The sequence below is a fragment of the Metasolibacillus sp. genome (assembly GCF_025291715.1).
Taxonomy (GTDB): Bacteria; Bacillota; Bacilli; order Bacillales_A; family Planococcaceae; genus Metasolibacillus; species Metasolibacillus louembei.
On sequence record NZ_JAMBIZ010000009.1, the window covers coordinates 1 to 23,629 of the forward strand.

Sequence of the window (23,629 nt, forward strand, 5' to 3'; positions counted from 1 at the left end):
AAGGCATTAGTACGGATGAAATTCAACGTGTGAAGCCGATTGCAGACAAATGGATTGAAGCTGAACATCCTCTAATCGACAACGTAATAATGAATCGCAGTAATTGCATTTCATATGTTGAGCGTGAAGGATTGGGAACACCAGCCAAAAGCAGTTGTATAGGTTGCCCATTCCATGACAATCAAACATGGCTGGAAATGAAACGGAACGACCCCGAATCATTTGAGGATGCTTGTTTTATAGATGAAAAAATACGTAATATGCCAGTTTTGCATGGACAAGCATTTTTACATCGTTCCTGTAAGCCGTTACGAGAGGTTGATTTAAACGAAAATCAATTAGAGATTGATTTATGGGCGAACGAGTGTGAAGGCATGTGTGGGCTGTAGTTAAGAAGCACAATGACCAAAATGAGTAGCAAATAAAAAGCCGTAGCAATAGCTGCGGCTAAACAATAATTTTTGCAGTAACGAATATTGCCAAAAATAATAATGCACATACTCCATAACGAACAACATCAATTGAAAATATGTAATTCAATAAATTGGTGAATGCCGAATGTGCATAATTAGCAATAACCGCTACTATACCAAGCACAACACCTACTACACAAGTAATGATAATAATATTAATATTTTCAGAAGTCGCAAAGATAGACAATATACCCATAATTCACCTACTTTCTTTTTAAAAAAATTATATCAATTAGCTAAGAAAGAAGCACGGAAATATACTCAAAATTATAATAATTTTATACGGAGGTTAAGGATGAATAAAATGTACAAGTTTGAAGCGAACGGTTGGGCGTTGATGAGTATTGCGACCATCTGCATATATGGACTTGTATCCATGATTGCCGATATGATTAAAGCGGTTTTGTAAATAAAAAAAGCAGCCAAGCACACGCCCAGCCACCTCAGCAAAATTATACACACTCTATTATAACACATAAATGGGGGCTAAAGCATGGGCAAAGGGCAAATTGCACAATTAGATATCGGGTATATGATTGATAATTACAGGCTGTGGAAAAAGGAAATAGCAAGACTAGAGCGCGCTATATACGGTGGTAGTCGTAATATGAGTTCGTGGGGCGTGGCTCAATACGGTATCGAGGCAACAATGCCTAGAGGGAGCAGTATACGCTCTGCTGCCGAAATGGAGCGAATGGATATAAGGGAACGTAGCCAATTAAAGCGGCTAGAGCGCTTAGAATCTTATGTATATGCGTTAGAGGTTGCGTATGACCTGTTAAAGGACGAGCGATTAAAAACGATATATGATTGCTTATTAGATGGCATGACATACAGACAGATAGCGGAGCATCTAGCCACTTCCAAAGATTACGTATGCCAATCGAAAAAAGAAATCTTGCGACAAATCGGACAAAACGGACAAATACGTACGATTTTGACTTACTCAAAAAACGCAGGTTAAAATGGGAGGGAGGACGGAGCGGCTTTATCTTTTGGGTGAAGAACTTCGTCCTTCATCATAAGTATTTTTACCACAAAATACTTTGTTACAACATAATTCGTGAGGCGTCACCTTTAGGTGTCGTCTTTTCTTTTGCTTTGAAAACTGCATCAAACAGCCGTGACGCGTAGGCGTAGATAGCGAGAGTCGCTTTATAAAAATAATTAAGGTGGAGTTTGGTGTGGTGTGGTTTTGAGAGCAAAAATATATCATGGAATAGCCTTCCGAATTAGTTTATGATGGAGTGGGAGGTGTAAAAACATGAATGATAATAACCCTTTAAAAAATATAAAATTTGATTTAAAACCCTTAAATAATTTACAAGGACAATATAATGCAATGGTACAGCAAACTAATGATTCGTGGAACCAAGTTAGAGAATTTCATCTAGAAAAAGCTAGAAAGGAAGAGGAGGATAGAATCGCTCTTCACCGGCAAACAAAATATTTGGAAGATATTCGTAATAAAATGTACGATATAAAAGATATTATGGAAGTATTAAGGGTTAATAGTAATCAAACTGCTGAAATATTGCCTTTGATTACTGAAATATTACTTCTTTCCCAGAGTACAACAGTTGAACAAGCTTCAAGTAAATTTGATGATATTCTTGATAAACTGAAAGGCTTTAAGGAAAACTTTGAATTATATGAGTTTTTGCATGGCGCAGCTAAGGGTGGATATGAATTTATTATGATGAAATTAAAAGGTGAAATTTAACATCCTTCGGGGTGTTTTTTTATTTTACAAAGCAACTAGCATAATGGGGTGATGCCATTGGGAAAGTAAATAAAGGTGGAGCTAAAGGCAAATACGCTGAATGGCTCACAGATGAAGGATTAATAAAAATTGAAGGTTGGGCTAGGGATGGTCTTACAAATGAGCAAATAGCACAAAATATAGGTATAACACAATCTACATTGTACGATTGGCAGAAGAAGTATTCAGAGATTTCAGAGGCCTTAAAAAGAGGTAAGGAAGTTGTTGACCGTCAAGTTGAGAATGCTTTGCTCAAACGAGCGCTAGGCTATCAATATATCGAAAAGAAATACGAACCTGTGCAAATGTCCAATGAAGAACACCATGCTTTAAAAGAAGCAGCTATGAAGCGTTTCAAACTAGACAATCCAGAAGCAACGATGGAAGAAATTCGCGCTCATGGTTTAAGCATTTCGAAATACAAAATGGTGGTAGTTGAAGAAAAGACGAAAGAGGTTATCCCGGATGTTACAGCTCAAATATTCTGGTTGAAGAACCGTAAGCCGAACGAATGGCGCGATAAGCAACAGGTTGAACATAGTGGCATTATGAATATTAACAATCCTATGAAAGACCTCACAACAGAGGAACTAAGGAAGTTGATTAACAAATGACAGATGAACAATTAAAAGAGCTGAAAAAACAAGCCCAATTAGAACTCGCGAGACGTGAGTTCTTTTATTTTTGCCATTTGTTAGCACCTAAGTTTTACAAAGAAAATCGAAAATACTTAGTTGAACTGTGTAACGAAATGCAAGATTTTTATGAATCTGACGATGAGGTATTAATTATTAATGTTCCTCCTCGTCATGGTAAATCACGTTCTGCTTCCATGTTTGCTCAATGGGTATTTGGTCAAAATCAAGAAGAAAAGATAATGACAGGTTCATACAATGAAATGCTTTCAACGACATTTTCGAAAGCTGTTCGAAATGGCATATCGGAAGTTAAGGCTGATGCCGATGCAGTTGTGTATAGTGATATATTCCCTAGCACAACGATTAAACAAGGTGACGCTGCTATGAATTTATGGAGCCTAGAAGGTGGTTACAACAACTATCTCGCTACTTCTCCGACAGGTACAGCAACAGGGTTTGGTGCTTCTTTACTTATTATTGACGATTTAATAAAAAATGCCGAAGAAGCTTTTAATGAAAATACCTTGGATAAGCATTGGGAATGGTTCACGAATACTATGCTCTCCCGACTTGAAGAAGGCGGAAAAATCATCATCATTATGACACGTTGGTCCTCAAAAGATTTAGCAGGACGAGCGCTTATTCACTTTAAAGAAGAAGGTAAGAAAGTCCGTCATGTGAATATGAAAGCTCTACAAGACGATGGAACAATGCTTTGTGACGAGGTATTAAGCCAAAAGTCATATGAGAGCAAAATTAGAGCAATGCGCCCTGAAATAGCAGCAGCTAACTATCAGCAAGAGCCTATTGACCAAAAAGGACGCTTGTACACATCCTTTAAAACGTATGACGGCGAACTGCCTCAGTTTAAACAAATCAAGAATTATACTGATACAGCAGACGAAGGTAGCGACTACTTATGTACCATTAATTATGGTGTGACGTTTAACGACGAAGCATACGTACTAGATGTGCTTTATACAAAAGACGGTATGGAGGTAACGGAACCAGCAACGGCAAAAATGCTCTATGAGGATAAAGTTAATGTTGCTGATATTGAATCTAACGGTGGCGGTCGAGGTTTTGCAAGGTCAGTCGAACGTTTGCTTAAGTCGAATTATAATTCGAATAAAACGCGCATTAATCCGTTTCACCAATCGAAAAACAAAAGAGCGCGTATTTTATCCAATGCTACTTGGGTAATGGACCATATTTATTTCCCGAGCGACTGGCGTTATAGATGGCCAGAATATTATAAAGCAATGACGGAATACCAAAAAGAAGGTAAGAACAAGCATGATGATGCACCGGACGCTACAACAGGTATCGCTGAAAAAATCGGCGCTGGTAGCCTATATAGCTTTGATTAGACAAGAGGTGATAAAGTGACATATTTTCCGTTTCAAGGTGTCGTGACGGACACTGACATTATTAATGCCAACATCGTTGCTAATGCTAATAAACAGATAAGCGATGTTAAATGGTTAGAAAATGAAATCAACAAATTTAAGAAATCAGAAAGAAGAAAGTGGATGCTGACAGGTGAGGCATACTATGAGGGCGAACACGATATCTTGCAGCACGAACGTAAAGTAATTGGTGAGGGTGGACGATTAACTGTTAACGAAAACCTACCTAATAACAAGCGCATCGACAACCAATACGCTAAGTTAGTAGACCAAAAGGTTAACTTCCAACTCGGCAAGCCGCTAACGATTGAGTCCGAAAAAGACGACTATGTTAAAAAGCTTCAAACGATACTAAATAAGCGTTTTCACCGCACTTTACGTAATGTCGGGCTTGATGTAATTAACGGTGGTATCGGCTGGCTATACCCTCACTATGACGAGTATGGGAACTTTAACATCAAGCGTTTTAGACCGTGGGAAATCATACCGTACTGGCAGGATAGCGACCGCACTGTTTTAAACTTTGCTATCAGGTTGTATGAGGAATTGGTATACGATGGTGATAAAGAGGTAGTGCAAGAAAAGGTTGACGTATTTACAGCACATGGCGTTGAACATTATGAGTTTATTAACGGCAAGCTGTATAAAGACGTGACTAAGCCTGATGTATCCCCATATATCATTATTAGTGATGGAGAGGAAATGAAAGGTGCTAACTGGCGGAGAGTGCCCCTTATTCCTGTTAAATTTAATAGTGTTGAGATACCGTTAATCAAACGTGTTAAATCACTACAGGACGGCATCAACAAAATGCTTAGCACGTTTGAAAACAACATGGAGGAAGATTCGCGAAATACAATCCTGATATTGCATAATTATGACGGTCAAGACTTAGGAGAGTTCAGACGCAACTTAGCGCAGTTCGGCGTTGTTAAAGTCCGTTCGGGTGATGGAGCCAACGGTGGCGTGGAAAGCTTATACATCGAAGTAAACGCTGAAAACTATAAGTCAATCCTAGCGCTATTTAAAAAGGCGCTAATCGAAAATGGTCGAGGTTATGATGCGAAAGACGAACGCATGAGCAACAATCCAAATCAAATGAATATCCAAAGCATGTACGCCGACATCGAATTGGACGCAAACGGCTTCGAGGTGGAGCTACAAGCGTCATTTGAGGAGTTGCTATGGTTTATTGATATGCATTTAGCTAACACCAAACAAGGTGATTTTGAGGACGAGTATGTCAATATCATTTTCAATCGTGATATTTTAATCAATGAGAAAGAAGTTGTTGAGGTGCTTGAAAAATCGCCGTATGTGTCGTTAGAAACACGTTTAGCGCAACATCCTTATATAGATGATGTACAGCTTGAATTACAACGTTTAAAGGCAGAACGCGAGGAATACCTTGACCAAATGGACAACTACGAAACAACCTTCCAAAAAAAGCAAGGTGATGTAGATGGTCAAGAGTAGGGAATACTGGCGTAAACGGTTTGAAGTATTAGAGGACGCACAACACAGCCGTTCTCTTTTTTATTACGATGATTTGGTTAAGGCTTATATATACACCATGGACGACCTCGAAAAGGACATCCTCAAATGGTATAGTCGTTTTTCGAAAAACAATGAAATCACTCTCGATGAAGCTAAAATACTACTAAAAAGTGATGAATTAAAAGAGTTTCACTGGACTGTCAAGGAATACATCGAGTACGGCAAAAAGAACGCTATTAACCAAAAGTGGATGAAAGAACTTGAAAATGCGTCCTCACGTGTCCATATTAGCCGATTAGAGAGTTTACGAATACAAATGCAACAGCATATCGAAAAGCTGTATGACGGTCAAATAGAGGGCTTTGAACGCTTTATCAAAGAACAGTACCAATCGCAGTATTACCATACAGCTTACGAGGTGCAAAAAGGTTTTAACATCGGTTTTACCATGCAAGTACTTAATGACACTCTTTTGGATAAGGTAATCAGCAAGCCATGGACAGCCGATGGTATGACGTTTAGCAGGCGCTTATGGCGTGATAAAAATATTTTAATCGACACGTTGCATAAAGAGCTTGTACGCACACTAGCCACAGGTAAACACCCAGAAGAGATTGTAAAGGTACTCCATCAAAAACTAGGCTCTACAAATACAAAAGCTCAAGTTCGCCGTTTGGTTATGACCGAATCGGCTTTTTTTAGTGCATCGGCTCAAAAGGATGCATTTAAGGAACTGGATGTGGAACGGTATGAGATCATCGCTACATTGGATAGCAAGACAAGCGATATTTGCCAGTCGATGGACGGGAAGGTATTCAAGCTCGCTGACTTTGAACCAGGTGTTACTGCCAATCCTTTTCATCCGCATTGCAGGTCCACTACGGCTCCGTGGTTCGATGATGATTATAGTGAGCGTATTGCTAGAGATAAAGATGGTAAGATGTATTACATTCCAAGCAATATCAAATACCCACAATGGAAAGAGAGGTTTGTGAAATGACGAAATTCATAAAAATATATTTAAAGAGCCACGAAGACTATAAAATTGAAGAAATAAAATCTGTAATAGAAGAAGAAAAAGGGGTGCGCGTTCAAGCGAGTGAAGGAGAGTTATTCATTCCGTATGATAATCTGCTGTTTTACTCCATTTCCAATGAAAAAGAACAAGTGGTTGCTCCTGTGAAATATCGCTCTAAGTCGTCAGCGTCAGTAGTGATTGAAGCTTTTCATTATGTAGTCGGAAGCACTGTAAGTGAATTTCAGAACTTCGTAGGTGGAAACAAAGGTTGGTTCAGAGGGCTTTATGGAGAATTATATATTCATACACCGGAAGGTATTAAGTGCGCACAGTTTAGCGACTACATCATCAAAAATGAAGAAGGTGAATTGTATCTATGCAAGCCTGATACTTTCAATGCTATTTATGAAAAAGTTGGTGATTAAATGATTGATTTCAATGAAAAAAGGGCTGAACGTGACGGAATTATCACCGTAAAAGCAACGTTAGAACACCTACTTCAAAATGTCGAACAAATAGAACGTGTGTTTAGTGTAGTAAAATTAAAAGATGGCACCATTAAGGTATCTGCTTCTGATGGTAGTGCTTTGGAAGCTTTAGGAATGTTGGAAGTAGCGAAATTCGATATCGTTGAAGATATGTATGAGTAAAAACCATTTTGCTAGTATCGGCAGAATGGTTTTTATTATGGCGTAAAGTAGCGTCAAACTGCTGATATAGCGGAAAGGCTTGGTGGTCTATATATCTCGCAACTATGCGTTAAATAGTAACTTATATTTTTAGGAGGGTATGAATATGCCATTAAATCAACAAATTGAAAATAACTTTATGTATCACAGTCCGAAAGAAGGTCAACAGAAAAAATATGAATCTATTCGCGAAAAGGCGAAAGAACTTGCATATTTAATTGACGATGTATGCCCAAACAGTCGTGAAAAATCAGTTTCAATGACTAATCTTGAACAAGCGGTGATGTGGGCAAATGCTGCTGTTGCACGTAATGAGTAATCACCCGTCTTTTTAGCGCTTGTAGACGTTAAAGAACAAGTGTCTAACCCCTAACGTGTCGCACACGTAAAAAACGTAATAGGAGGCTATACAAATGAAAAAAGAAGATTTAATTGCTATGGGATTGAGCGAGGAGCAAGCAACTGCCATCGTTGATAAATACGGAAACATGATTCCAAAAGAGCGTTTTGACGAAGTAAATAATGCGAAAAAGGCATTGGATGAAACGGTCAAGAAGCATGAAGCTGATTTGGAAGAATTACGCAAGCAAGCCAAAGGCAATGAGCAACTCCAAGCGACAATCACAGAGCTACAACAGGCTAACGAAACAGCCAAAACAGAGTACGAGCAGCAACTTACTAACGAACGCATGAGCGCCGCTTTAAAACTATCGCTAAACGGTAAAGTGCATGACGTGGATTTAGTCGCTGGCTTGATTGACCGAAATGCAATTGAATTGGATAAGGACGGAAACGTCACTAAAGGACTAGATGAGCAGCTTAAAACACTGCAAGAATCAAAGTCCTTTTTGTTTGTGCCTGAAAAGGCCGAAACAACGCAGTTTAAAGGTTTCACCCCTGCAGAAGCTCGTACAGGAGGTGGCGGTGGTGCAGAGTTTAGCTTAGGCAAACTAATAGCGGAAGAACGTTCAAAAGGCACCGAGCAATTAGATACTGCTCGCGAAAAATATTTCGAATAAATAAGGGAGATGAAAATAAATGAGTAAATTTGTAGAAACAACTTATACAAACAAAAAGGAAATTTTAAAGTTTCCAGACCACTATGTAAATTTAGCAATTACTGTTTCTGATGTTGGGGTTACTGCCAATAGTGAAGGTAAAAAAATCGTACCAGCTGGGACTATTTTGGGTGGTGGCGTGTTAGAGGATGATACTATCGAGGCGGTAAAAGCAACGACTGACGAAGGCGTGTCAAATGCTGAAGGGATTCTGTTTAATGATACCGATGTAACACATGGCCCTGCTTCCGGTGCGTTACTGATTCATGGTTTTGTTGCTTTAGATAAGTTGCCTACAGCACCAACAGATGAAGAAAAAGCAGCATTAAAACAAATTACATTTTTAAAATAAGAGAGGATGAAAGTTAATGCCAACAATTTTTGATTTAGTAAAAGCGAAAGAAATTGCGGATTATTATGAAAACAACCCATCGAATAATATTCCGTATTTAGGAGCGACACTGTTCCCACCTAAAAAACAATTAGGTTTAGATTTGAGTTGGATTAAAGGCTCGAAGGGTTTACCTGTAGCCTTGATGCCGTCTGAATTCGATGCGAAAGCAACGCTACGTGACCGTATTGGCTTTAAAAAAGTAGAAACAGAAATGCCATTCTTCCGTGAAGCGATGCGAGTAGGAGAGAAAGACCGTCAAGAGTTGAATCGTTTGTTATCATCTAATTTAGATAGCATGACACGAACTTTAATCGCTAATATTTATGATGACATTACGAATCTAGTGAACGGTGCCAATGTACAGCCTGAGCGAATGATTATGCAGCTACTTTCCACAGGTAAAATTAAAATCACAGCAAATCGCCAAGATTTTGATTATGACTATAAAATGAAAACTGATCATAAAGAGGCCCTTGCAGGAAATGCTGTATGGAGCAATGCTGATGCTACACCAATTGAGGACATTATCCGTTGGCAGGACACTGTAGAGGATAATACAGGTGTTCGCCCAACAAAAGCTATTTTAACGCGTAAAACGTTTGGTTATTTATTAAAGCACCCGAGCATTCGTTTGGATATGAACCCGTTAGGTGGGCAAAATATCATCTTAACCGATGCAATTTTGAAGCAGTACCTACAAGACAAACTAGGTATTTCAGTTGCAGTATATAACAAAAAGTATCTTGCTGAGGATGGCACTTCAAACAACTTCTATCCAGATGACTTCTTTACGCTTATTCCGGATGGTACGTTAGGCAATACTTACTACGGTACAACGCCAGAGGAATCAGATTTACTAACAGGTCAGTCAAATGCCGAGGTTTCCATTGTTAACACAGGTGTTGCAATTACAACAGTTAAGGAGCCACATCCAGTAAACGTTGAAACGATTGTGTCTGAAATCGTAATGCCAAGCTTTGAAACAATCGATAACATTTTCATCGCGCAAGTAAACTAAATAGGCTGGTGATTACATTGGCAAACATTAAAGTAAAAATTAAAGAAGGCGCTTTTCCTGTGAGATACAAAGGAGAGCGCTTTTTAGTTGGTCAAGAATTGACGGTTGATGAACCACATTTTAACGGTGCAATCATGGAGCGGTTGGCGGTAACGGAAGAACCAAAAAAGCCTGCTGCACGGACAAAGAAAACGACTGAAAGTGAGTGATAGCCATGTCAGTCAAATTAAAAGTAGTTGATGTAAAAAATCGGATTGAAGCTTTAGGGGTTACTTTATCGAGTGCCCCTAACAGCTCTGATATTTATGTAATAGACTTTGCCATTGAAAAGGTAACAAACTACATTAACAATCAAACCAACCTATCAAGCATACCGAGAGAATCATATAATCATGCTGTCGATATGGTTGTAGGTGAGTACCTTGCTACCAAAAAAGCGATGGGGCAGTTAGACGTGGAAACGATCGATTTTACGATGGTCGCTAAAAAGGTCCAAGATGGCGATACAAACGTAGAGTTTGCAGTTAATTCAGATGCTACTAATACACCCGAAGGTCAATTCAATGCGTTTCTTGCATATTTAAGGCATGGCAACCTCAATTGGTCCAAGTACAGGGTGTTGATATGGTAGGGGCACGCAGAAAAGCCGTTGAATCATTGTACAGGGGCTTGTGTACCGTGAAAGTGGGGAAATCAGTAACTGACCCAATAACAAAGATAACAACACAACTGGAAGAGACATTATTTACTGATAAAAAATGCAAACTATCCTATGAAAAGCAAACTTCTACCACTCCAACAGGTGGGCCAGCTATCATTGCTCAAACTACTAAACTCTTTATTGCACCAGAGTTAGATATTCCGGCAGGCTCTAAAATCATTGTTACGCAGCATGGTAAAACAAATGAATTTACTCGTAGTGGTAAGCCTGCTGTTTTTATGGATCACCAAGAAATTATGCTTGAGGCATTCGAGAGGTACGCATAATGGCACGTGTAAGAGTAAATTACAAGCAGTTGGAGCGGTTACAGCGGCGCATTAGTAAATTTGCAGATGTTGACATGGAAGCATTTAATATTGCGATGGTCAAAGAGTTAGCAGCTCGGTTACTCGCTAAAGTTATCAAGCGTACTCCGGTTGATACAGGTGTTTTACGTAGAGGGTGGACAATTGGACAAGTAAAAAAAATTGGAGATATGTATGAAATTGAGGTTATTAATAATATTGAATATGCCTCATACAAAGAATTCGGGCATAGAACAAGGAATCATCAAGGTTGGGTAAATGGCCGTTTCATGATGACAATTAGTGCCGATGAATTAGAGCAGCAAGCCCCAGCCATAATTGAGCGAAAGTTAAAGGCTAAATTGATGGAGGTGTTCAAATAGTGGAAATTATGGATATTATCATAGCCATTTCGCGTAAATTAGAAGCGGAATTTGGTGATGGTTATAAAAAGTATATTGATCAAGTGCCGCAAAATTTTGAAACACCTTCATTTTTTATTCAGTTTTTGAGTTTGGAGCATGTTCAGCAAATTGGTAAGCGATGGAAAGTGACACCACTTTTTAATGTGCAGTATTTTCCGTTTAAGGGAGCGTCAGAGAGCGCAAACATGAGCTTAAAAATACAACAAGCCCTAAAGGATATCGAGCTGTTAAACGGCTCTATTATGCTCGCTAGAGGTACTAATAGTGAGGTAGTAGATGGTATAGGTCATAACTTTATGAGGTTTGACTTCTTTTTGCAAGAGGTGGAACAAAAAATATTTATGGAATCGCTACAACACTACGTAAATAACGAAAGGTGGGGTACAGTTGGCGAAGAATGAAGCAATTAGGGAAAAAGCAAATGTGACAGGCGAAATGGTTGGAGAGGTCATTAAATCAGCCATGCCGACATTCGCAAAAGAGCAGCTGGTAAAAAGTAAAAAATACGAACATCGACGAGATGCATTGAACGCTTTGCTACAAGATAGCAAGGCGTATTCTTATGCTCAGGTCGATGAAATTCTTAATAAATTCGATAAAGGAGTGAGGTAGAGTGGCGTTAGGTGGAGGATTCTTTTTAACTCAAAATAAAGTATTACCAGGAACGTACCACAATTTTATTAGTGCTGCACGTGCATTCGTGAACTTATCCGATCGCGGATATGTTGGGCTACCAATCGCGCTTGATTGGGGCGTAGACGGCGAAGTATTCGCTGTAACACAAGAAGATTTACAAAAGGAAAGTCGTAAAATCTTCGGCTACGATTACACACATGAAAAGCTAAAAGGCATTCGTGATGTATTCAAAAATGCGATTACGGTGTACTTTTATAAGCTTGCTGTTGATGCAGTAGCAGCAGAAAATACTTTTGCAACAGCTAAATACAAAGGGGTACGTGGCAACGATATCACCATTGTGATTCAAGCGAATGTGGACGAGCCAACGAAATTTGATGTCAAAACATTATTAGATGGTGCCACAGTTGACGAACAAATCGCTGTAGCAACGGCTGCTGATTTAGTAACAAATGATTATGTAACATTTAAAAGTGGTGCAACGCTTGCAGTTACAGCAGGTACGCCGTTAGCCGATGGCTCAAATGGCACAGCGATTACAGGTGGTGCCCATCAAGAGGCATTGGATGCTTTAGAAGCGTATGGCTTTAATACACTCGGTTGTTTATCGGCTGAAAGCTCAATTAAATCGTTGTACGTAGAGTATACGAAGCGTATTCGTGACCAAGTGGGAGGTAAATTCCAACTTGTAGGTCATAAACTCGGCACGACAGACCACGAGGGTGTTATCGATGTACAAAACGACGCGATGGGTGATGAAGTATTTGCTGCTGTCTATTGGGCAACAGGAGCACAAGCAGGCGTGCCGGTAAATCGTTCAAATACAAACAAACGCTATGACGGCGAATTTGAGCTAGATATGTCCGAAACAAAGACACAGCAACAACTTATCGCATTAATCAAAAATGGTAAATATGTGTTCCATCGCGTTGGTGATGAAGTGCGTGTACTTGAGGATATCAATACATTTACATCCTTCACAGTAGATAAAAATGAGGATTTCAGCATGAATCAAGTCATTCGTGTGCTTGACCAAATCGCAATCGATACAGCAGCGCTATTCAATAACCGTTATCTTGGTAAAGTACCAAACGACCAAGATGGCCGTATCTCACTTTGGAATGACATTGGTGCGCACCGTATGGAGCTACAACGTATTCGAGCTATCCAAAATTACAACAAAGATGAGTTGACTGTAGAGCAAGGCAATTCGAAAAAATCCGTCGTAGTAAATGAGGTTGTCATCCCTACAGTGGCGATGTCACAGCTTTACATTACTACAGTGGTAGCATAAGGGAGGTCAAAATATGCCAGAAACAACAATGCATGCTCGTGATGCGATACATGGCGCACAGGGAATTGCGTGGATTACGATTGATGGTAATCGTTATAAATTTGCGCAATTAATTAACATTGAAGCAAATGCTGAAAAAACTAAAACGCAAATCCCTATCATGGGGAAGGTGGCAAAAGGGAATAAAGCAACAGGTATTGAGTATTCAGGGAGCGCAACTTTCCACTTCAACACTTCAATTTTCAGAAAGATGCTAAAAAATTACCAGGACACTGGACGGGATACGTATTTTGATATTCAAATCACAAACGAAGATGGTTCATCTCAAGTTGGGCGTCAAACGGTTATTTTAAAAGATTGTAATCTGGATGGTGGAATTGTTGCGGCATTAGATGCGGACGCTGATTACTTAGAAGATTCATTCGATTTTACTTTCGAATCATTCGAATTGCCAGAGGAATTTACGATGTTATCAGAAATGCAATAAGAGCTTGCTGCGGCAGGCTCTTTTTTATACTTACATTAAACTTAAAAATAAAGGAGACATAACATATGAGTAACTTACAAGCGTTTTTCGCGCATAACAAAAAGAAACAGGACAATATTAAGCGAGCGATTTCAAAAAGTTTCGTTGACGAAAACGGAAATGCTGTTGAATGGGAGTTTGCGCCAATCTCACCAGAGCGTGACGCTGAGCTTAAATCCGAATCAACTAAGCGCTCACTAATCACACAAGGTAAGCGTAAGGGGCAATATAACACCGATTTTGACCATTTCAAGTACCAACGCTTATTGACGGTTGAATCAATTGTATATCCAAACTTACACGACAAAGATTTGCAGGATTCATACGGTGTATTCGGCGCTGATGAATTGCTAGGTAAAATGCTCACAATTGGCGAAATAACAGATGCAGCAAAAGTAGCGCAAGAAGTAAATGGCTTTGAAATTGAGCTAGACGAACTCGTAGAAGAAGTAAAAAACTAATTGAGGACGGCGACGGTGACGCAAACGTTATGCACTGGTGGGTGCATAAAATGCGACGCCTGCCGTCCGAGTATATGGCTTTGTCTCAGGTGGATAAGGCTTGTATTATCGCTTCGTTGCAAGTGAAAATCGAGGAAGATAAAAAGCAAGAGAAGGAGGCTAAGCGCGCGGGTAAGAAGGGGCGGAAACGTTAGGTAAGTTTTTACAACCGTCAATTTGACGGAGTTGAAGTGAAATTAATAGTTGCAAGATGCAAGAAGGTGTTGTACTGTAGTAAGTAATTACATTTAATTATTTACAAACGTGGAAGCACCACAAGACACCGGTTATCGGTTGTTTTGTGGTGCTTTTTTGTACCTATAATAACAAAGCATTGAGGTTTAAAAAAAAAAATTAAAAAAACACTTGACATGACTGCTAAAAAGATGTCACTTTTGAAATTTCTAGGTATGAAATAATAAAAGGGCGTCATAGAATGACACCCAAAAATAATAGAATTTAATAAAATATCGAATTTGTCGAATAATGTCGAATCGAAGTGCATATAATGGGGCAAGAACTAAATTAATAGAGATAGAACTAATATTGAATAGTTATTTAATTTTACCAAAGTCGTGCGTCAAGTTCTTCATTTTCAAGTTGGAATCTAATAACTATTTCACTTTTTATACACTCGATAATTTCTTGTTCAAATGATGTTTTAAAAGTAATAGGAATTGAGCGTAAGATTTCAAAAATAACATCACTATAAATTGTAGCTATTGCAATTGATTCAATATCTTCGTCGTTTTTATAAATATCGACTGTACAATCAATTAACTCTTTATATCTCATAGATTTGTATTCAATCTCTACAAGTAACTCAATTTTTATATCCATAGTTCTTTGCAAGAAAGATGCAACAACAAAATCATATTCGAAAACTTCTTGGATAAAAAGATCGTTCGGCTTCACTTTTAAGTAATTACACAAGTTGTCGAAAGTGTCAAATTGGATACCTTTACTTTGATTTTGAGATAATGCTGTAAGAGTTGTTCTTGAAATACCAGTACGTTTTGCGACTTCACTAATTTTTAGATTACGTTCAGCGAGTAATACAGCTAAGTTACATTTTATCATTTTTTATCACCTCTTAAAGTATATTGTAGTATAGTCTGAACAAATTTCAATGATTTTATAAAAAATAACTTGACCAACAATAATGCGTAATGTATATTTTAATTATTATATGTTCAATATGTTGGACTATAGTATCCTACTCTAAACGAAAGGGGGTAAAAATATGCATAATAATTTTCGTGTAATTTTAGCGAAAAAAGAACTCTCTATCACTGATGTATCTAGGGCAACTGGGATATCGAGGACAACCTTAAACTCTTTGTTTTACAAAAGGGCAAAGGGTATTCAGTTCCAAACGCTTGAAGCTTTGTGCGTTTATTTAAATTGTGATGTTGGTGAATTATTTGAAATTACAAAGGAGGCAGTATAGATGAATGTTAAAACAGAGTATTGGATGGATTGTAAAATTCGTTTCATTTGGCATAAAGAAGAATGGTATGCGATCGCTCGTGATATAGCAACAGCTCTGAACTACATTAATACATCTGATATGCTTAGATATGTTAAAGATGAAGAAGAAAAAAGTGGATTACACTTGACAAAACAAGAAAAGCGTGCTGTTGCTTTCCTTGAAAATTTCAAAGATTTCTCAAAGGTATCAAAGATGCTTCTTTTAACCGAATCAGGAATTTATGAGGCCGTTTGGAATAGTCCGCGCTCAGAAGCAAAAGAATTTAAAAAATGGGTAAAACAAATGCTGAAACAACTTCGGCAGGATAGTGGATTAGAAGGGTTCCAAATATTCCGCATGTTGGACAAGGAACACCAGAAAGAAACGATGGCAAGGCTTAGTCAGTCATTGCAAAATCCAACGAGGGTTAACTTTATTAAAGCGAATACGATAGCTAATAAGGCTGTATCGACACGTTATGGGCATCCAAAATCTTTAAAAAAGGATCAAATGACGCCTTCGATGCTAATAGAGCGTGAGCCGATTTTAGCTGATGCTGTGGATTTAATGATAGTGAAGGACAAGTTTAATCTTGATTTATCTGTCAGCGAGGAAGTGTATAAAAAATATGTGCATTAATAACAAAAAAATCATGCTTTAAGTTGGCGCTTAAAACATGATATTAATTCGAGTGATATCCACTGAACTATTAGCAATAGTATTATACCCCAAAACGGGTAGAATGAGAAGTGGATATCCTCGCACTAGGAGGATATTGATGGAAAATGGTAATCGTAAAATAGTTAAGCTATTCGCAGATTTTTCAAAAATGATGGGAATTAAGCCACCGAACAGCGCTAAACTTGTTAATTGGTGGTGCGAAGGGTTAGAAGAAATGAGCGATTTTAATTTATTGGATTTAATGGAGCGTGGATTTCTTGCTAAGAGCAATGATTCAGACTTAATGAAAATGCGCCAACTGTTAGTAGACCAAGTTGAAAAAAGACAATTATTGAACACTCTCGTTTGAGGGTGTTTTTTATTTCGCCTTAAATTAAATTTGTTCGTTTTTTATCAAATCCACATACTTCCCAAAATAAGTTGAATACTATAGAATATAGTTGAAGGGGGGATGAGCAATGGCTAAAGTGAAAGATGTAGTTAATTATTTAGTGTATTTGAGAGATGAAGATGAAAAAAACGGTGAATACTACTCCCTAAGTAATTTAAAATTACAAAAATTGCTTTATTACTGCCAAGGGGGCCATTATAAGTGGGATGGAGAGCAATTAATGACAGACGCTCAATTCGAAGCTTGGAGATATGGACCTGTTATCCCTGATGTTTACCGACAGTTTAGCAAGTATGGGCAAAATGATATACCTAATGACATCGGAGATTTTAAATTGTTACAAAATGAAGCGGAAACTGTAAAGGCAATTTGGGAACAACTAAAATCGTTTCATGCATATTCCTTAGTTAATTCTACTCACGAGGAAGAACCGTGGAAATCCAGTTATCAAGAATATTTGAATAATGATATAGATGATGAAAAGATACGCGAATACTTTGTTCAAGGGGAATAACGCCTATATGCCTCAAAAAAATAATTATGTTAAAAACAACTTACATCAAGTATTGATTTTAGCTGTACAAAAAATAAAGAAATTTAATTGGGGGAACATTATCTTTTTGGGAGTAATGACCCCCTTTTTATTATATTTTTTATTTGTATTTTTTATCACTGATATGACAACTTATAAAAACTGGAAAACCTACACAGAGTTTGTCTACCGAATTGGTTTCTTTTTTTTAACTTCTATCGTAAGTTTATCCATTTTCGGTAGTAATTTAAAAACTAAATTAGCGTCTGCATCAGCTTTTCAACAAAAGAATTTTTATTTTATGGCAATCGGAATAACAGGTTCAATATTAATGGTAATTACCATATTTATCGCTAATATTGAAAAAGACTTTAAGCTTACAGAATATTATATACTAATCAGTAAAATTTTATTTATTATTGTCTTTTTAGTTTTTTTATTTATACTACATGACTTTTTATACTCATTTTGGATTAAATTTACCTTAGATAAAAATTTAAAAAGCATTCAGAAATACGGTTTATTTAAAAAAACCCAAAATATAAACAACAAAAATGCGATTCTTTTCTTGACCGACAAAATAGCGGACAAGTTGACAGCATTTGTAGAAATGTATGTGCAAAACTTAGTTTTTTTAATGAATACAAAAAATGATAAAATTTTAAATCGTTATATTGAAGAATGGAATGGGGGATTATCATTAATTTATACTATGATTTTTCATTCCAACAAATGGGTTAGTGAAAAAAGGCTGGTAGATTTATTTCTTTTCATTATGAAAAGTAATAGTATTTTAATGATGGAATCTGCTAAACATTCAGACTTAAAAGATATACATCTAAAATTGGTAACCAACGCTTTTAAAGTGATACCAGACCTTCACGAAAAACAAATTCAACACTTATTGTTTTATCATACAAATTACAATACGTTAATTGAGATATATTTTAAAGAATTATGTAGCGAAATTATAACATTACAAAAAACCAATAACGAGGAAATTTATAAACAAATGGCTAGTATTGAGTTGAAATTTCTTTACCATCATTCATTAGTGAATAATGGCGCAATTCGTAGTCACTTTAAAGTTGGGTTTAGTAGACAAAAATATCTAGAAGATTTGTTTATTTCCTTGATATTTGATCTAATTGAAAGATTTAAAGTTGAAGAGCTTCCAATTATATTTTCAATGATGTTATCTATTCCAGATTATTTTAAAGAAAAGAAGGTAAAAGTTATACTTAGCGATAAAAAGGAAGATGTTGCGAAGAATCCAGTTATCTCTGGGAGTAAAAATATTTTATCCGAAAATATTATTAGAGGGTGCTTATACGCTGTTGTGAAAGCTAATGAGATTGAAAATTATCGTGCAGCAGGTTATCTTATTAAAGTAGTGACAGCAAATGCTTCAATAGATTTATTAAAAGAACAGTTAAAAAAAGTTCATGAGGAAATAATTAGTGAGAAAATTAAATTTGATTTAATTACATCTAACATTCATATTAATAATTTTTCTTTAGAGTATTGTTTTAAAAAGACGTTATTGCTGTTTAACCTTCAATTGGTTCTTAAAAAATACGGAATTTTGACTGATAATATTCTTGATGCGGATGAAATAGATTATTTAATAGAAAAATTATCGAAGAGAAATAAAGAGTATAATTTGATTGCTATACAAGATAAGAATATAGAAGATTTCAAAGATCAATTAAGAATGGTTTTTAAATAACAAAAGGAAACACTCCTGATTTAGGAGTGTTTTTTCATTGAAAGGGGTGGTGTATATGTAGAATTATGAAAATAGGCGTAGAAATTCCTTTGTTATCCATGTATATTTATGGTGAGGAGGGGTTTTATGTTAACAATAATATTTGTGTTATTTATAGTTGCTTTTGTTTTAATGATACCTTATGCGTTTATAAAAGTAGCGCGAACAAAGTCAACCGAATGTATGACATGTGGAAGAAAGATGAAAATGGTTACAGATAGGGTAAAATGTCCTTTTTGTAAAACCAAATATTTTAAACATGCAGATGGCACATATCGAATCCAAGAGTAGCACTCATTATGATGGGTGCTTTTTATTATGGAAAGAGGAGCGATCATAATGAATAAAAAAATCGATAAGATTAAGGCGGTCAATCAATTACGAAAGACATCAGATATTTTAGAGAAGGGCTTTAAAGAACATGCTAGTTATTTAATACAACATGAAATTAACTTAAAAAACGCTAAAAGTCAACAGGCTTATGATTTTGCTTATAAAGATTACGAAACCTATTATGAGGCAACTAGAGAGGAGTTAGAACGCACTGAAGACCTAATTAAAATATTAGAATCACAACAATACCTTTTGAGTGGAATATTAAAGAAAACAGCCGAGAAGTTGTTGCTGAAGATAAAAAAAAGTTTAGAGGAACAGCTAGCAATTCATAAAATTCCCAGAGAGGAAGTGGGATAATGGCAACAATACGCACAGCTATTCAACTTGTAGACAATTTTTCTCAACCAATGGGCGCAATGAATAGTGCTATGATAGCTTCTCTTGACTTTATGAGACAGATGAATAAAGTGTCAGGCAATTTAATTGACACAAGTTCACTAGAGCAAGCACAGCGAGAACTAGTGAGAATGAGTGTTTCACTAAGTCAAATCGAAAATGAAATTCGTGATGCCGATAATGCGCAAAGGCAATTTAACAATAAAATACGAGACGGTACTAATGAAGTAGATGGACTGATAGGTAAAATTGGAGCTTTGATAGGGATGTATCTTTCCTTACGTGGTATTGGGGAACTTGTGACCTTGTCTGATAATTTCACTGGTACAAATGCACGTATTGCATCAATCAATGACGGTATGCAGACAACACAAGAATTACAACAGACTATTTTTGATAGTGCACAAAGGACATTTACACCATATATGCAAGCAGCGGATACGGTTGCTAAACTAGCAACCAATGCAGGTCATGCATTTAGTAGTTCGAATGAAATTGTAGCTTTTACAGAACTTTTGAATAAATCATTCGCGAATGCGAACACCAATGCAGAGGGTATTGCGTCAGCTACATTACAGCTAAATCAAGCAATGGGTTCTGGGGTACTACGAGGGGAAGAATTAAATGCAGTATTAGAAGCTGCTCCTGGCATCGTCGAAAACATCGAAAAATATTTAGGTATCAGTAGAGTACAGTTGAAGAAAATGGCAAGCGATGGGCAAATTACAGCAGATGTTGTTAAAAATGCAATGTTTGCTGCGGCAGAGGATATTAACACCATGTTTGACAGCCTGCCTATGACTTGGTCACAAATTTGGATTAGTTTTAAAAACGAAGCTTTATGGGCTTTTCAGAGCGTCCTCAATAGAATAAATGCAATATTTAATGGTGATCGATTTAAAGAGTTCCGAGCGAACGCTGTACAAGTATTAAAAGTCGTGGGAGCTGTTGCCAGTTGGGTATTTGATCAAATTATTAATGTAGGTGCTTTCATTTATGATAACTGGTCTTTAATAGGTCCTATTGTTTTTGCGGTTATTGGTATAATTGGTACTCTTATTACCTATTTAACATTAGCGAGAGGGGCTATTGTAGCTATAACTGTAGTTCAATGGCTTTGGAATGCAGCTATGATGGCTAATCCAATATTTTGGATAATAGTGGCTATTATTATATTCATTGCACTGTTATACCTTGCAGTAGCAGCATTTAATAAACTAACGGGCGAATCAGTAAGTGCCACAGGGTTGATAGCTGCTGCATTTATGTTGTTAGGGGCATATGTCTATAACAGCATCGCCTACATGTGGAATACGATTGCTGCATTTGTTGAATTTTTCGTAAATGTTTGGCAACACCCGATGTATAGTGTGAAAAAATTATTTTACAATCTCGCAAGTAATGTATTGGATCAAGCAATTGCAATGGCAAGTGGATGGGATGGTTTTGCTACGAGTTTTGTCAATGCGATTATAAAAGCTGTCAATTTAGCAATTGAGGCATGGAATTGGTTTATCGACCTATTGCCTGATAATATTGCAGCAGAAATTGGTCTTGGTAAAGGCGGATTTTTTGAAGAGCGCAAATCTGTCGTTGGAGATATGTTGAACCTTAAAGATAAATTAGGTGAATGGGTGGAAGAACCTCCCGCAGATTATTGGGAAGCACCTAAAATGGATCCTGTCGATTTAGCCGCAGTCGCAAAATCATCATACGAGTGGGGTAAAAATCTCTTTAATCCTGAAAAGGAAAAAGAGAATGGAAGTCCTGTTGAAGACGCCATCAATGACGCCTTAGCGCTGGGTGACAAAGTGAAGGAAGGCAACGACGCAGCAAAGAAAACAGCTAAAAACACAGGCAAGATGGCAGATGGAGTTAAATTTTTAAATGACGAGCTGAAATATTTGCGTGACTTAGCCGAGCGTGAGGCTATAAACCGCTATACAACAGCCGAAATTCACATCGACAACCGTAGCGAAAATCACATTAATAGCGAGCTAGACATCGACGGTATCGTTGATCGTTTCGGTGAAAAAGTTGAAGAGGTTGCCGAGAAACTAGCGGAGGGGGCTGTATACGATGTATAACTTTTTTATCGACGATGTGCAGCTACCCGTGGCTCCTTCGTCCATGTCAACGGTCATAAATAATAAGAATGAAACAATCACCCTTATGAATGAGGGTGAAGTGAACATTTTAAAGAAGCCGGGTTTAACGGATATTGAGTTTGAGGTATTACTTCCAAACGTGCAATATCCGTTTGCTGTTTATCCGAACGGTTTCCAGCCTGCAACACACTACCTTGAAAAGCTAGAAAAGTTAAAAGTCTCGCAAAAAGATTTTTCTTTCATTGTTAATCGTGCGATGCCAGATGGCTCATTATTATTTGACACGAATATGAGGGTATCGTTGGAAGATTATACGATTGAAGAAGATGCGGAAAATGGCTTTGACGTGAGTGTCACAATCAATCTTAAGCAGTGGCGCCCATATGGCACGAAAAAGCTTGTGCTTAATAAAGCTTCAAGTGCAAATGCTTCTGGAGCAAACAAAAAATCGGCAGCAAAAGTTGAGCAACAACGACCAACAACAGGCAAACAGACACCTAAAACGCACACAGTAAAGCAGGGCGATACGCTTTGGTCCATTGCCAAAAAATATTTAGGTGATGGCTCGAAATACACGCAGCTTGCCAAAATCAACAATATAAGTAATCCCAACATTATCAAAGTAGGGCAGGTGATAAAGCTTGACTAAATGTCAGTTGTTAATTACGTCACGGGGACGAGTGTTTGAGTGCGCGGTGGAAGAAGGTATTACGTGGGAAACACAGCGAAAAGGTGCACCAGGACAGCTTAATTTCAATGTGATTAAAGATGATATTTTGGGCTTCTATGAAGGAGATCAAGTGCGATTTGTTTATGATGGAAAGCCCATTTTTAACGGCTTTGTCTTCACGAAAAAGCGCTCGAATAATCGGATTATATCTGTTACAGCGTTTGACCAGTTGTGGTATTTAAAAAACAAAGATGTAGTCACATACAAGGGTAAAACAGCAGCGCAAGTGCTACAAATGCTGGCGAAGGACTTTCGGCTAGAATTAGGTATCGTGGCAGATACAAAACATGTCATTGCTACCCGTGTCGAGGATACGTCGGAGTTGTTCACTGTATTAGATAATGCATTAAGTATTACAACTAAAAACACAGGCTCTATATATGTCTTATACGATGATTACGGCAAGCTCAATTTACGCGATGTTAAAATGCTCAAGCTTGATATTTTAATCGATGAGGAGAGCGGCGAAACGTTTGAATACACAACCTCCATCGCTGATAACACGTACAATAAGATACGTGTATACCGTGAAGACAAGAAAACGGGTAAGCGCGAAAATTACTATGCTCAACACGGCGAAAACATGAATCAGTGGGGCATTATACAGCTCACAGAAAGCCTAGAAGAAGGCGAGAATGGGCAAGTTAAGGCAAATGCTCTATTAGCGCTTTATAATCGAAAATCACGCAAACTGCACATTAATAAAGTGTTTGGTGATACGAGGGTGCGTGGTGGCTCAACGTTAGGTGTGCAAATGTATTTAGGAGATTTAACGGTAGCCAATTTTATGATGGTTGAAAAAGTGAAGCATACATTTTCTGAAAGCGACCATCGTATGGACTTAAGCTTAATCGGGGGTGATTTCGTTGCGTGA

Annotated in this window: 33 protein-coding genes and 1 pseudogene; 32 read left to right on the forward strand and 2 right to left on the reverse strand. The window is 37.4% G+C overall.

Annotated elements, in window-relative coordinates; genetic code table 11:
- A pseudogene (locus M3Z76_RS07790) lies at positions 1 to 389 on the forward strand (hypothetical protein); the annotation flags it as partial.
- 58 nt (positions 390 to 447) lie between these two features.
- Here M3Z76_RS07790 and M3Z76_RS07795 read toward each other — a convergent pair.
- Entirely contained in the window at positions 448 to 669 is a 222-nt protein-coding gene (locus M3Z76_RS07795; protein WP_293922212.1) for a hypothetical protein, read from the reverse strand.
- Between the two features lie 297 nt (positions 670 to 966).
- Between M3Z76_RS07795 and M3Z76_RS07800 the strand changes: the two genes are divergently transcribed.
- From M3Z76_RS07800 to M3Z76_RS07900, 21 genes are all read left to right on the forward strand, one after another.
- Positions 967 to 1,437: a sigma-70 family RNA polymerase sigma factor gene (locus tag M3Z76_RS07800; RefSeq protein ID WP_293922214.1), complete on the forward strand. Its 471-nt coding sequence runs from the start codon at positions 967 to 969 to the stop codon at positions 1,435 to 1,437.
- Between the two features lie 300 nt (positions 1,438 to 1,737).
- Entirely contained in the window at positions 1,738 to 2,196 is a 459-nt protein-coding gene (locus tag M3Z76_RS07805) for a hypothetical protein (RefSeq protein WP_293922216.1), read from the forward strand.
- A gap of 56 nt (positions 2,197 to 2,252) precedes the next feature.
- Positions 2,253 to 2,849 carry a transposase gene (locus M3Z76_RS07810; protein ID WP_293922431.1) on the forward strand — a complete coding sequence of 199 codons (597 nt, stop codon included), beginning with the start codon at positions 2,253 to 2,255 and terminating at the stop codon, positions 2,847 to 2,849.
- Entirely contained in the window at positions 2,846 to 4,243 is a 1,398-nt protein-coding gene (gene terL / locus M3Z76_RS07815) for a phage terminase large subunit (protein WP_293922218.1), read from the forward strand. Before M3Z76_RS07810 ends, terL begins: the two co-directional genes overlap by 4 nt.
- A 15-nt stretch (positions 4,244 to 4,258) precedes the next feature.
- Complete coding sequence (locus M3Z76_RS07820; RefSeq protein WP_293922220.1) at positions 4,259 to 5,758, forward strand: phage portal protein; 1,500 nt, start codon at positions 4,259 to 4,261, stop codon at positions 5,756 to 5,758.
- Entirely contained in the window at positions 5,745 to 6,779 is a 1,035-nt protein-coding gene (locus tag M3Z76_RS07825; RefSeq protein WP_293922222.1) for a minor capsid protein, read from the forward strand. The genes M3Z76_RS07820 and M3Z76_RS07825 overlap by 14 nt, the downstream gene beginning before the upstream one ends.
- Positions 6,776 to 7,222 (forward strand): hypothetical protein, encoded by a 447-nt coding sequence (locus M3Z76_RS07830; protein ID WP_293922224.1) that lies wholly within the window; start codon positions 6,776 to 6,778, stop codon positions 7,220 to 7,222. Before M3Z76_RS07825 ends, M3Z76_RS07830 begins: the two co-directional genes overlap by 4 nt.
- Positions 7,223 to 7,447 carry a hypothetical protein gene (locus M3Z76_RS07835; protein ID WP_293922225.1) on the forward strand — a complete coding sequence of 75 codons (225 nt, stop codon included), beginning with the start codon at positions 7,223 to 7,225 and terminating at the stop codon, positions 7,445 to 7,447. It begins immediately after the preceding gene.
- Between the two features lie 145 nt (positions 7,448 to 7,592).
- Positions 7,593 to 7,805, forward strand: coding sequence for an Acb2/Tad1 domain-containing protein (locus M3Z76_RS07840; RefSeq protein WP_293922227.1), 213 nt, complete (start codon positions 7,593 to 7,595; stop codon positions 7,803 to 7,805).
- Between the two features lie 94 nt (positions 7,806 to 7,899).
- The gene (locus M3Z76_RS07845; protein WP_293922228.1) at positions 7,900 to 8,505 is read left to right on the forward strand and encodes a phage scaffolding protein; all 606 of its coding nucleotides are present in this window, start codon (positions 7,900 to 7,902) and stop codon (positions 8,503 to 8,505) included.
- A 19-nt stretch (positions 8,506 to 8,524) separates the two neighbouring features.
- Positions 8,525 to 8,896, forward strand: a complete 372-nt coding sequence (locus M3Z76_RS07850; protein ID WP_293922229.1) for a hypothetical protein — start codon at positions 8,525 to 8,527, stop codon at positions 8,894 to 8,896.
- Positions 8,897 to 8,912: 16 nt separating this feature from the next.
- Entirely contained in the window at positions 8,913 to 9,956 is a 1,044-nt protein-coding gene (locus M3Z76_RS07855) for a major capsid protein (RefSeq protein ID WP_293922231.1), read from the forward strand.
- Between the two features lie 17 nt (positions 9,957 to 9,973).
- The gene (locus M3Z76_RS07860) at positions 9,974 to 10,165 is read left to right on the forward strand and encodes a hypothetical protein (protein ID WP_293922233.1); all 192 of its coding nucleotides are present in this window, start codon (positions 9,974 to 9,976) and stop codon (positions 10,163 to 10,165) included.
- 5 nt (positions 10,166 to 10,170) lie between these two features.
- Positions 10,171 to 10,587 carry a hypothetical protein gene (locus M3Z76_RS07865; protein ID WP_293922235.1) on the forward strand — a complete coding sequence of 139 codons (417 nt, stop codon included), beginning with the start codon at positions 10,171 to 10,173 and terminating at the stop codon, positions 10,585 to 10,587.
- Between the two features lie 47 nt (positions 10,588 to 10,634).
- Positions 10,635 to 10,943, forward strand: coding sequence for a hypothetical protein (locus M3Z76_RS07870; protein WP_293922237.1), 309 nt, complete (start codon positions 10,635 to 10,637; stop codon positions 10,941 to 10,943).
- Complete coding sequence (locus tag M3Z76_RS07875) at positions 10,943 to 11,344, forward strand: HK97 gp10 family phage protein (protein ID WP_293922239.1); 402 nt, start codon at positions 10,943 to 10,945, stop codon at positions 11,342 to 11,344. The genes M3Z76_RS07870 and M3Z76_RS07875 overlap by 1 nt, the downstream gene beginning before the upstream one ends.
- A gap of 8 nt (positions 11,345 to 11,352) precedes the next feature.
- Positions 11,353 to 11,787 (forward strand): phage tail terminator family protein, encoded by a 435-nt coding sequence (locus M3Z76_RS07880; protein ID WP_293922434.1) that lies wholly within the window; start codon positions 11,353 to 11,355, stop codon positions 11,785 to 11,787.
- Complete coding sequence (locus tag M3Z76_RS07885) at positions 11,774 to 11,998, forward strand: hypothetical protein (protein ID WP_293922241.1); 225 nt, start codon at positions 11,774 to 11,776, stop codon at positions 11,996 to 11,998. Before M3Z76_RS07880 ends, M3Z76_RS07885 begins: the two co-directional genes overlap by 14 nt.
- A 1-nt stretch (position 11,999) precedes the next feature.
- Entirely contained in the window at positions 12,000 to 13,316 is a 1,317-nt protein-coding gene (locus tag M3Z76_RS07890) for a phage tail sheath family protein (protein WP_293922242.1), read from the forward strand.
- A 13-nt stretch (positions 13,317 to 13,329) separates the two neighbouring features.
- Positions 13,330 to 13,803: a phage tail tube protein gene (locus M3Z76_RS07895; protein ID WP_293922244.1), complete on the forward strand. Its 474-nt coding sequence runs from the start codon at positions 13,330 to 13,332 to the stop codon at positions 13,801 to 13,803.
- A 65-nt stretch (positions 13,804 to 13,868) separates the two neighbouring features.
- Entirely contained in the window at positions 13,869 to 14,303 is a 435-nt protein-coding gene (locus M3Z76_RS07900; RefSeq protein ID WP_293922246.1) for a phage tail assembly chaperone, read from the forward strand.
- A 603-nt stretch (positions 14,304 to 14,906) separates the two neighbouring features.
- Here the strand turns inward: M3Z76_RS07900 and M3Z76_RS07905 are convergent.
- On the reverse strand, positions 14,907 to 15,422 hold the full coding sequence (locus tag M3Z76_RS07905; RefSeq protein WP_293922247.1) for a helix-turn-helix domain-containing protein: 516 nt from the start codon (positions 15,420 to 15,422) through the stop codon (positions 14,907 to 14,909).
- A gap of 163 nt (positions 15,423 to 15,585) precedes the next feature.
- On the opposite strand from M3Z76_RS07905, the gene M3Z76_RS07910 reads away from it, so the two are divergent.
- From M3Z76_RS07910 to M3Z76_RS07955, 10 genes are all read left to right on the forward strand, one after another.
- Positions 15,586 to 15,792 (forward strand): helix-turn-helix domain-containing protein, encoded by a 207-nt coding sequence (locus tag M3Z76_RS07910; RefSeq protein WP_293922249.1) that lies wholly within the window; start codon positions 15,586 to 15,588, stop codon positions 15,790 to 15,792.
- Positions 15,793 to 16,452: a BRO-N domain-containing protein gene (locus tag M3Z76_RS07915; protein ID WP_293922250.1), complete on the forward strand. Its 660-nt coding sequence runs from the start codon at positions 15,793 to 15,795 to the stop codon at positions 16,450 to 16,452. It abuts the gene before it with no gap.
- Positions 16,453 to 16,591: 139 nt separating this feature from the next.
- Entirely contained in the window at positions 16,592 to 16,843 is a 252-nt protein-coding gene (locus tag M3Z76_RS07920) for a hypothetical protein (protein WP_293922252.1), read from the forward strand.
- Between the two features lie 109 nt (positions 16,844 to 16,952).
- Entirely contained in the window at positions 16,953 to 17,399 is a 447-nt protein-coding gene (locus tag M3Z76_RS07925) for a Panacea domain-containing protein (protein WP_293922254.1), read from the forward strand.
- A gap of 7 nt (positions 17,400 to 17,406) precedes the next feature.
- Positions 17,407 to 19,146: a hypothetical protein gene (locus tag M3Z76_RS07930; RefSeq protein ID WP_293922256.1), complete on the forward strand. Its 1,740-nt coding sequence runs from the start codon at positions 17,407 to 17,409 to the stop codon at positions 19,144 to 19,146.
- A gap of 126 nt (positions 19,147 to 19,272) precedes the next feature.
- A complete protein-coding gene (locus tag M3Z76_RS07935; protein ID WP_293922259.1) occupies positions 19,273 to 19,476 on the forward strand; it encodes a hypothetical protein in 204 nt (67 codons plus the stop codon).
- Between the two features lie 48 nt (positions 19,477 to 19,524).
- On the forward strand, positions 19,525 to 19,878 hold the full coding sequence (locus tag M3Z76_RS07940; RefSeq protein WP_293922260.1) for a hypothetical protein: 354 nt from the start codon (positions 19,525 to 19,527) through the stop codon (positions 19,876 to 19,878).
- Positions 19,878 to 22,004 carry a tape measure protein gene (locus tag M3Z76_RS07945; RefSeq protein ID WP_293922263.1) on the forward strand — a complete coding sequence of 709 codons (2,127 nt, stop codon included), beginning with the start codon at positions 19,878 to 19,880 and terminating at the stop codon, positions 22,002 to 22,004. Before M3Z76_RS07940 ends, M3Z76_RS07945 begins: the two co-directional genes overlap by 1 nt.
- A complete protein-coding gene (locus tag M3Z76_RS07950; RefSeq protein ID WP_293922265.1) occupies positions 21,997 to 22,674 on the forward strand; it encodes a LysM peptidoglycan-binding domain-containing protein in 678 nt (225 codons plus the stop codon). The genes M3Z76_RS07945 and M3Z76_RS07950 overlap by 8 nt, the downstream gene beginning before the upstream one ends.
- Positions 22,667 to 23,629 (forward strand): XkdQ/YqbQ family protein, encoded by a 963-nt coding sequence (locus tag M3Z76_RS07955; protein WP_293922266.1) that lies wholly within the window; start codon positions 22,667 to 22,669, stop codon positions 23,627 to 23,629. Before M3Z76_RS07950 ends, M3Z76_RS07955 begins: the two co-directional genes overlap by 8 nt.

Coding starts and splice junctions, on each gene's coding strand:
- M3Z76_RS07880 (WP_293922434.1), top strand. CDS start 11,353: ATGGATATTATCATAGCCATTTCGCGTAAATTAGAAGCGGAATTTGGT.
- M3Z76_RS07915 (WP_293922250.1), top strand. CDS start 15,793: ATGAATGTTAAAACAGAGTATTGGATGGATTGTAAAATTCGTTTCATT.
- M3Z76_RS07830 (WP_293922224.1), top strand. CDS start 6,776: ATGACGAAATTCATAAAAATATATTTAAAGAGCCACGAAGACTATAAA.
- M3Z76_RS07940 (WP_293922260.1), top strand. CDS start 19,525: ATGAATAAAAAAATCGATAAGATTAAGGCGGTCAATCAATTACGAAAG.
- M3Z76_RS07905 (WP_293922247.1), bottom strand. CDS start 15,422: ATGATAAAATGTAACTTAGCTGTATTACTCGCTGAACGTAATCTAAAA.
- terL (WP_293922218.1), top strand. CDS start 2,846: ATGACAGATGAACAATTAAAAGAGCTGAAAAAACAAGCCCAATTAGAA.
- M3Z76_RS07900 (WP_293922246.1), top strand. CDS start 13,869: ATGAGTAACTTACAAGCGTTTTTCGCGCATAACAAAAAGAAACAGGAC.
- M3Z76_RS07930 (WP_293922256.1), top strand. CDS start 17,407: ATGCCTCAAAAAAATAATTATGTTAAAAACAACTTACATCAAGTATTG.
- M3Z76_RS07795 (WP_293922212.1), bottom strand. CDS start 669: ATGGGTATATTGTCTATCTTTGCGACTTCTGAAAATATTAATATTATT.
- M3Z76_RS07935 (WP_293922259.1), top strand. CDS start 19,273: ATGTTAACAATAATATTTGTGTTATTTATAGTTGCTTTTGTTTTAATG.
- M3Z76_RS07910 (WP_293922249.1), top strand. CDS start 15,586: ATGCATAATAATTTTCGTGTAATTTTAGCGAAAAAAGAACTCTCTATC.
- M3Z76_RS07850 (WP_293922229.1), top strand. CDS start 8,525: ATGAGTAAATTTGTAGAAACAACTTATACAAACAAAAAGGAAATTTTA.
- M3Z76_RS07825 (WP_293922222.1), top strand. CDS start 5,745: ATGGTCAAGAGTAGGGAATACTGGCGTAAACGGTTTGAAGTATTAGAG.
- M3Z76_RS07855 (WP_293922231.1), top strand. CDS start 8,913: ATGCCAACAATTTTTGATTTAGTAAAAGCGAAAGAAATTGCGGATTAT.
- M3Z76_RS07845 (WP_293922228.1), top strand. CDS start 7,900: ATGAAAAAAGAAGATTTAATTGCTATGGGATTGAGCGAGGAGCAAGCA.
- M3Z76_RS07925 (WP_293922254.1), top strand. CDS start 16,953: ATGGCTAAAGTGAAAGATGTAGTTAATTATTTAGTGTATTTGAGAGAT.
- M3Z76_RS07840 (WP_293922227.1), top strand. CDS start 7,593: ATGCCATTAAATCAACAAATTGAAAATAACTTTATGTATCACAGTCCG.
- M3Z76_RS07920 (WP_293922252.1), top strand. CDS start 16,592: ATGGAAAATGGTAATCGTAAAATAGTTAAGCTATTCGCAGATTTTTCA.
- M3Z76_RS07835 (WP_293922225.1), top strand. CDS start 7,223: ATGATTGATTTCAATGAAAAAAGGGCTGAACGTGACGGAATTATCACC.
- M3Z76_RS07945 (WP_293922263.1), top strand. CDS start 19,878: ATGGCAACAATACGCACAGCTATTCAACTTGTAGACAATTTTTCTCAA.
- M3Z76_RS07800 (WP_293922214.1), top strand. CDS start 967: ATGGGCAAAGGGCAAATTGCACAATTAGATATCGGGTATATGATTGAT.
- M3Z76_RS07805 (WP_293922216.1), top strand. CDS start 1,738: ATGAATGATAATAACCCTTTAAAAAATATAAAATTTGATTTAAAACCC.
- M3Z76_RS07875 (WP_293922239.1), top strand. CDS start 10,943: ATGGCACGTGTAAGAGTAAATTACAAGCAGTTGGAGCGGTTACAGCGG.
- M3Z76_RS07865 (WP_293922235.1), top strand. CDS start 10,171: ATGTCAGTCAAATTAAAAGTAGTTGATGTAAAAAATCGGATTGAAGCT.
- M3Z76_RS07950 (WP_293922265.1), top strand. CDS start 21,997: ATGTATAACTTTTTTATCGACGATGTGCAGCTACCCGTGGCTCCTTCG.
- M3Z76_RS07895 (WP_293922244.1), top strand. CDS start 13,330: ATGCCAGAAACAACAATGCATGCTCGTGATGCGATACATGGCGCACAG.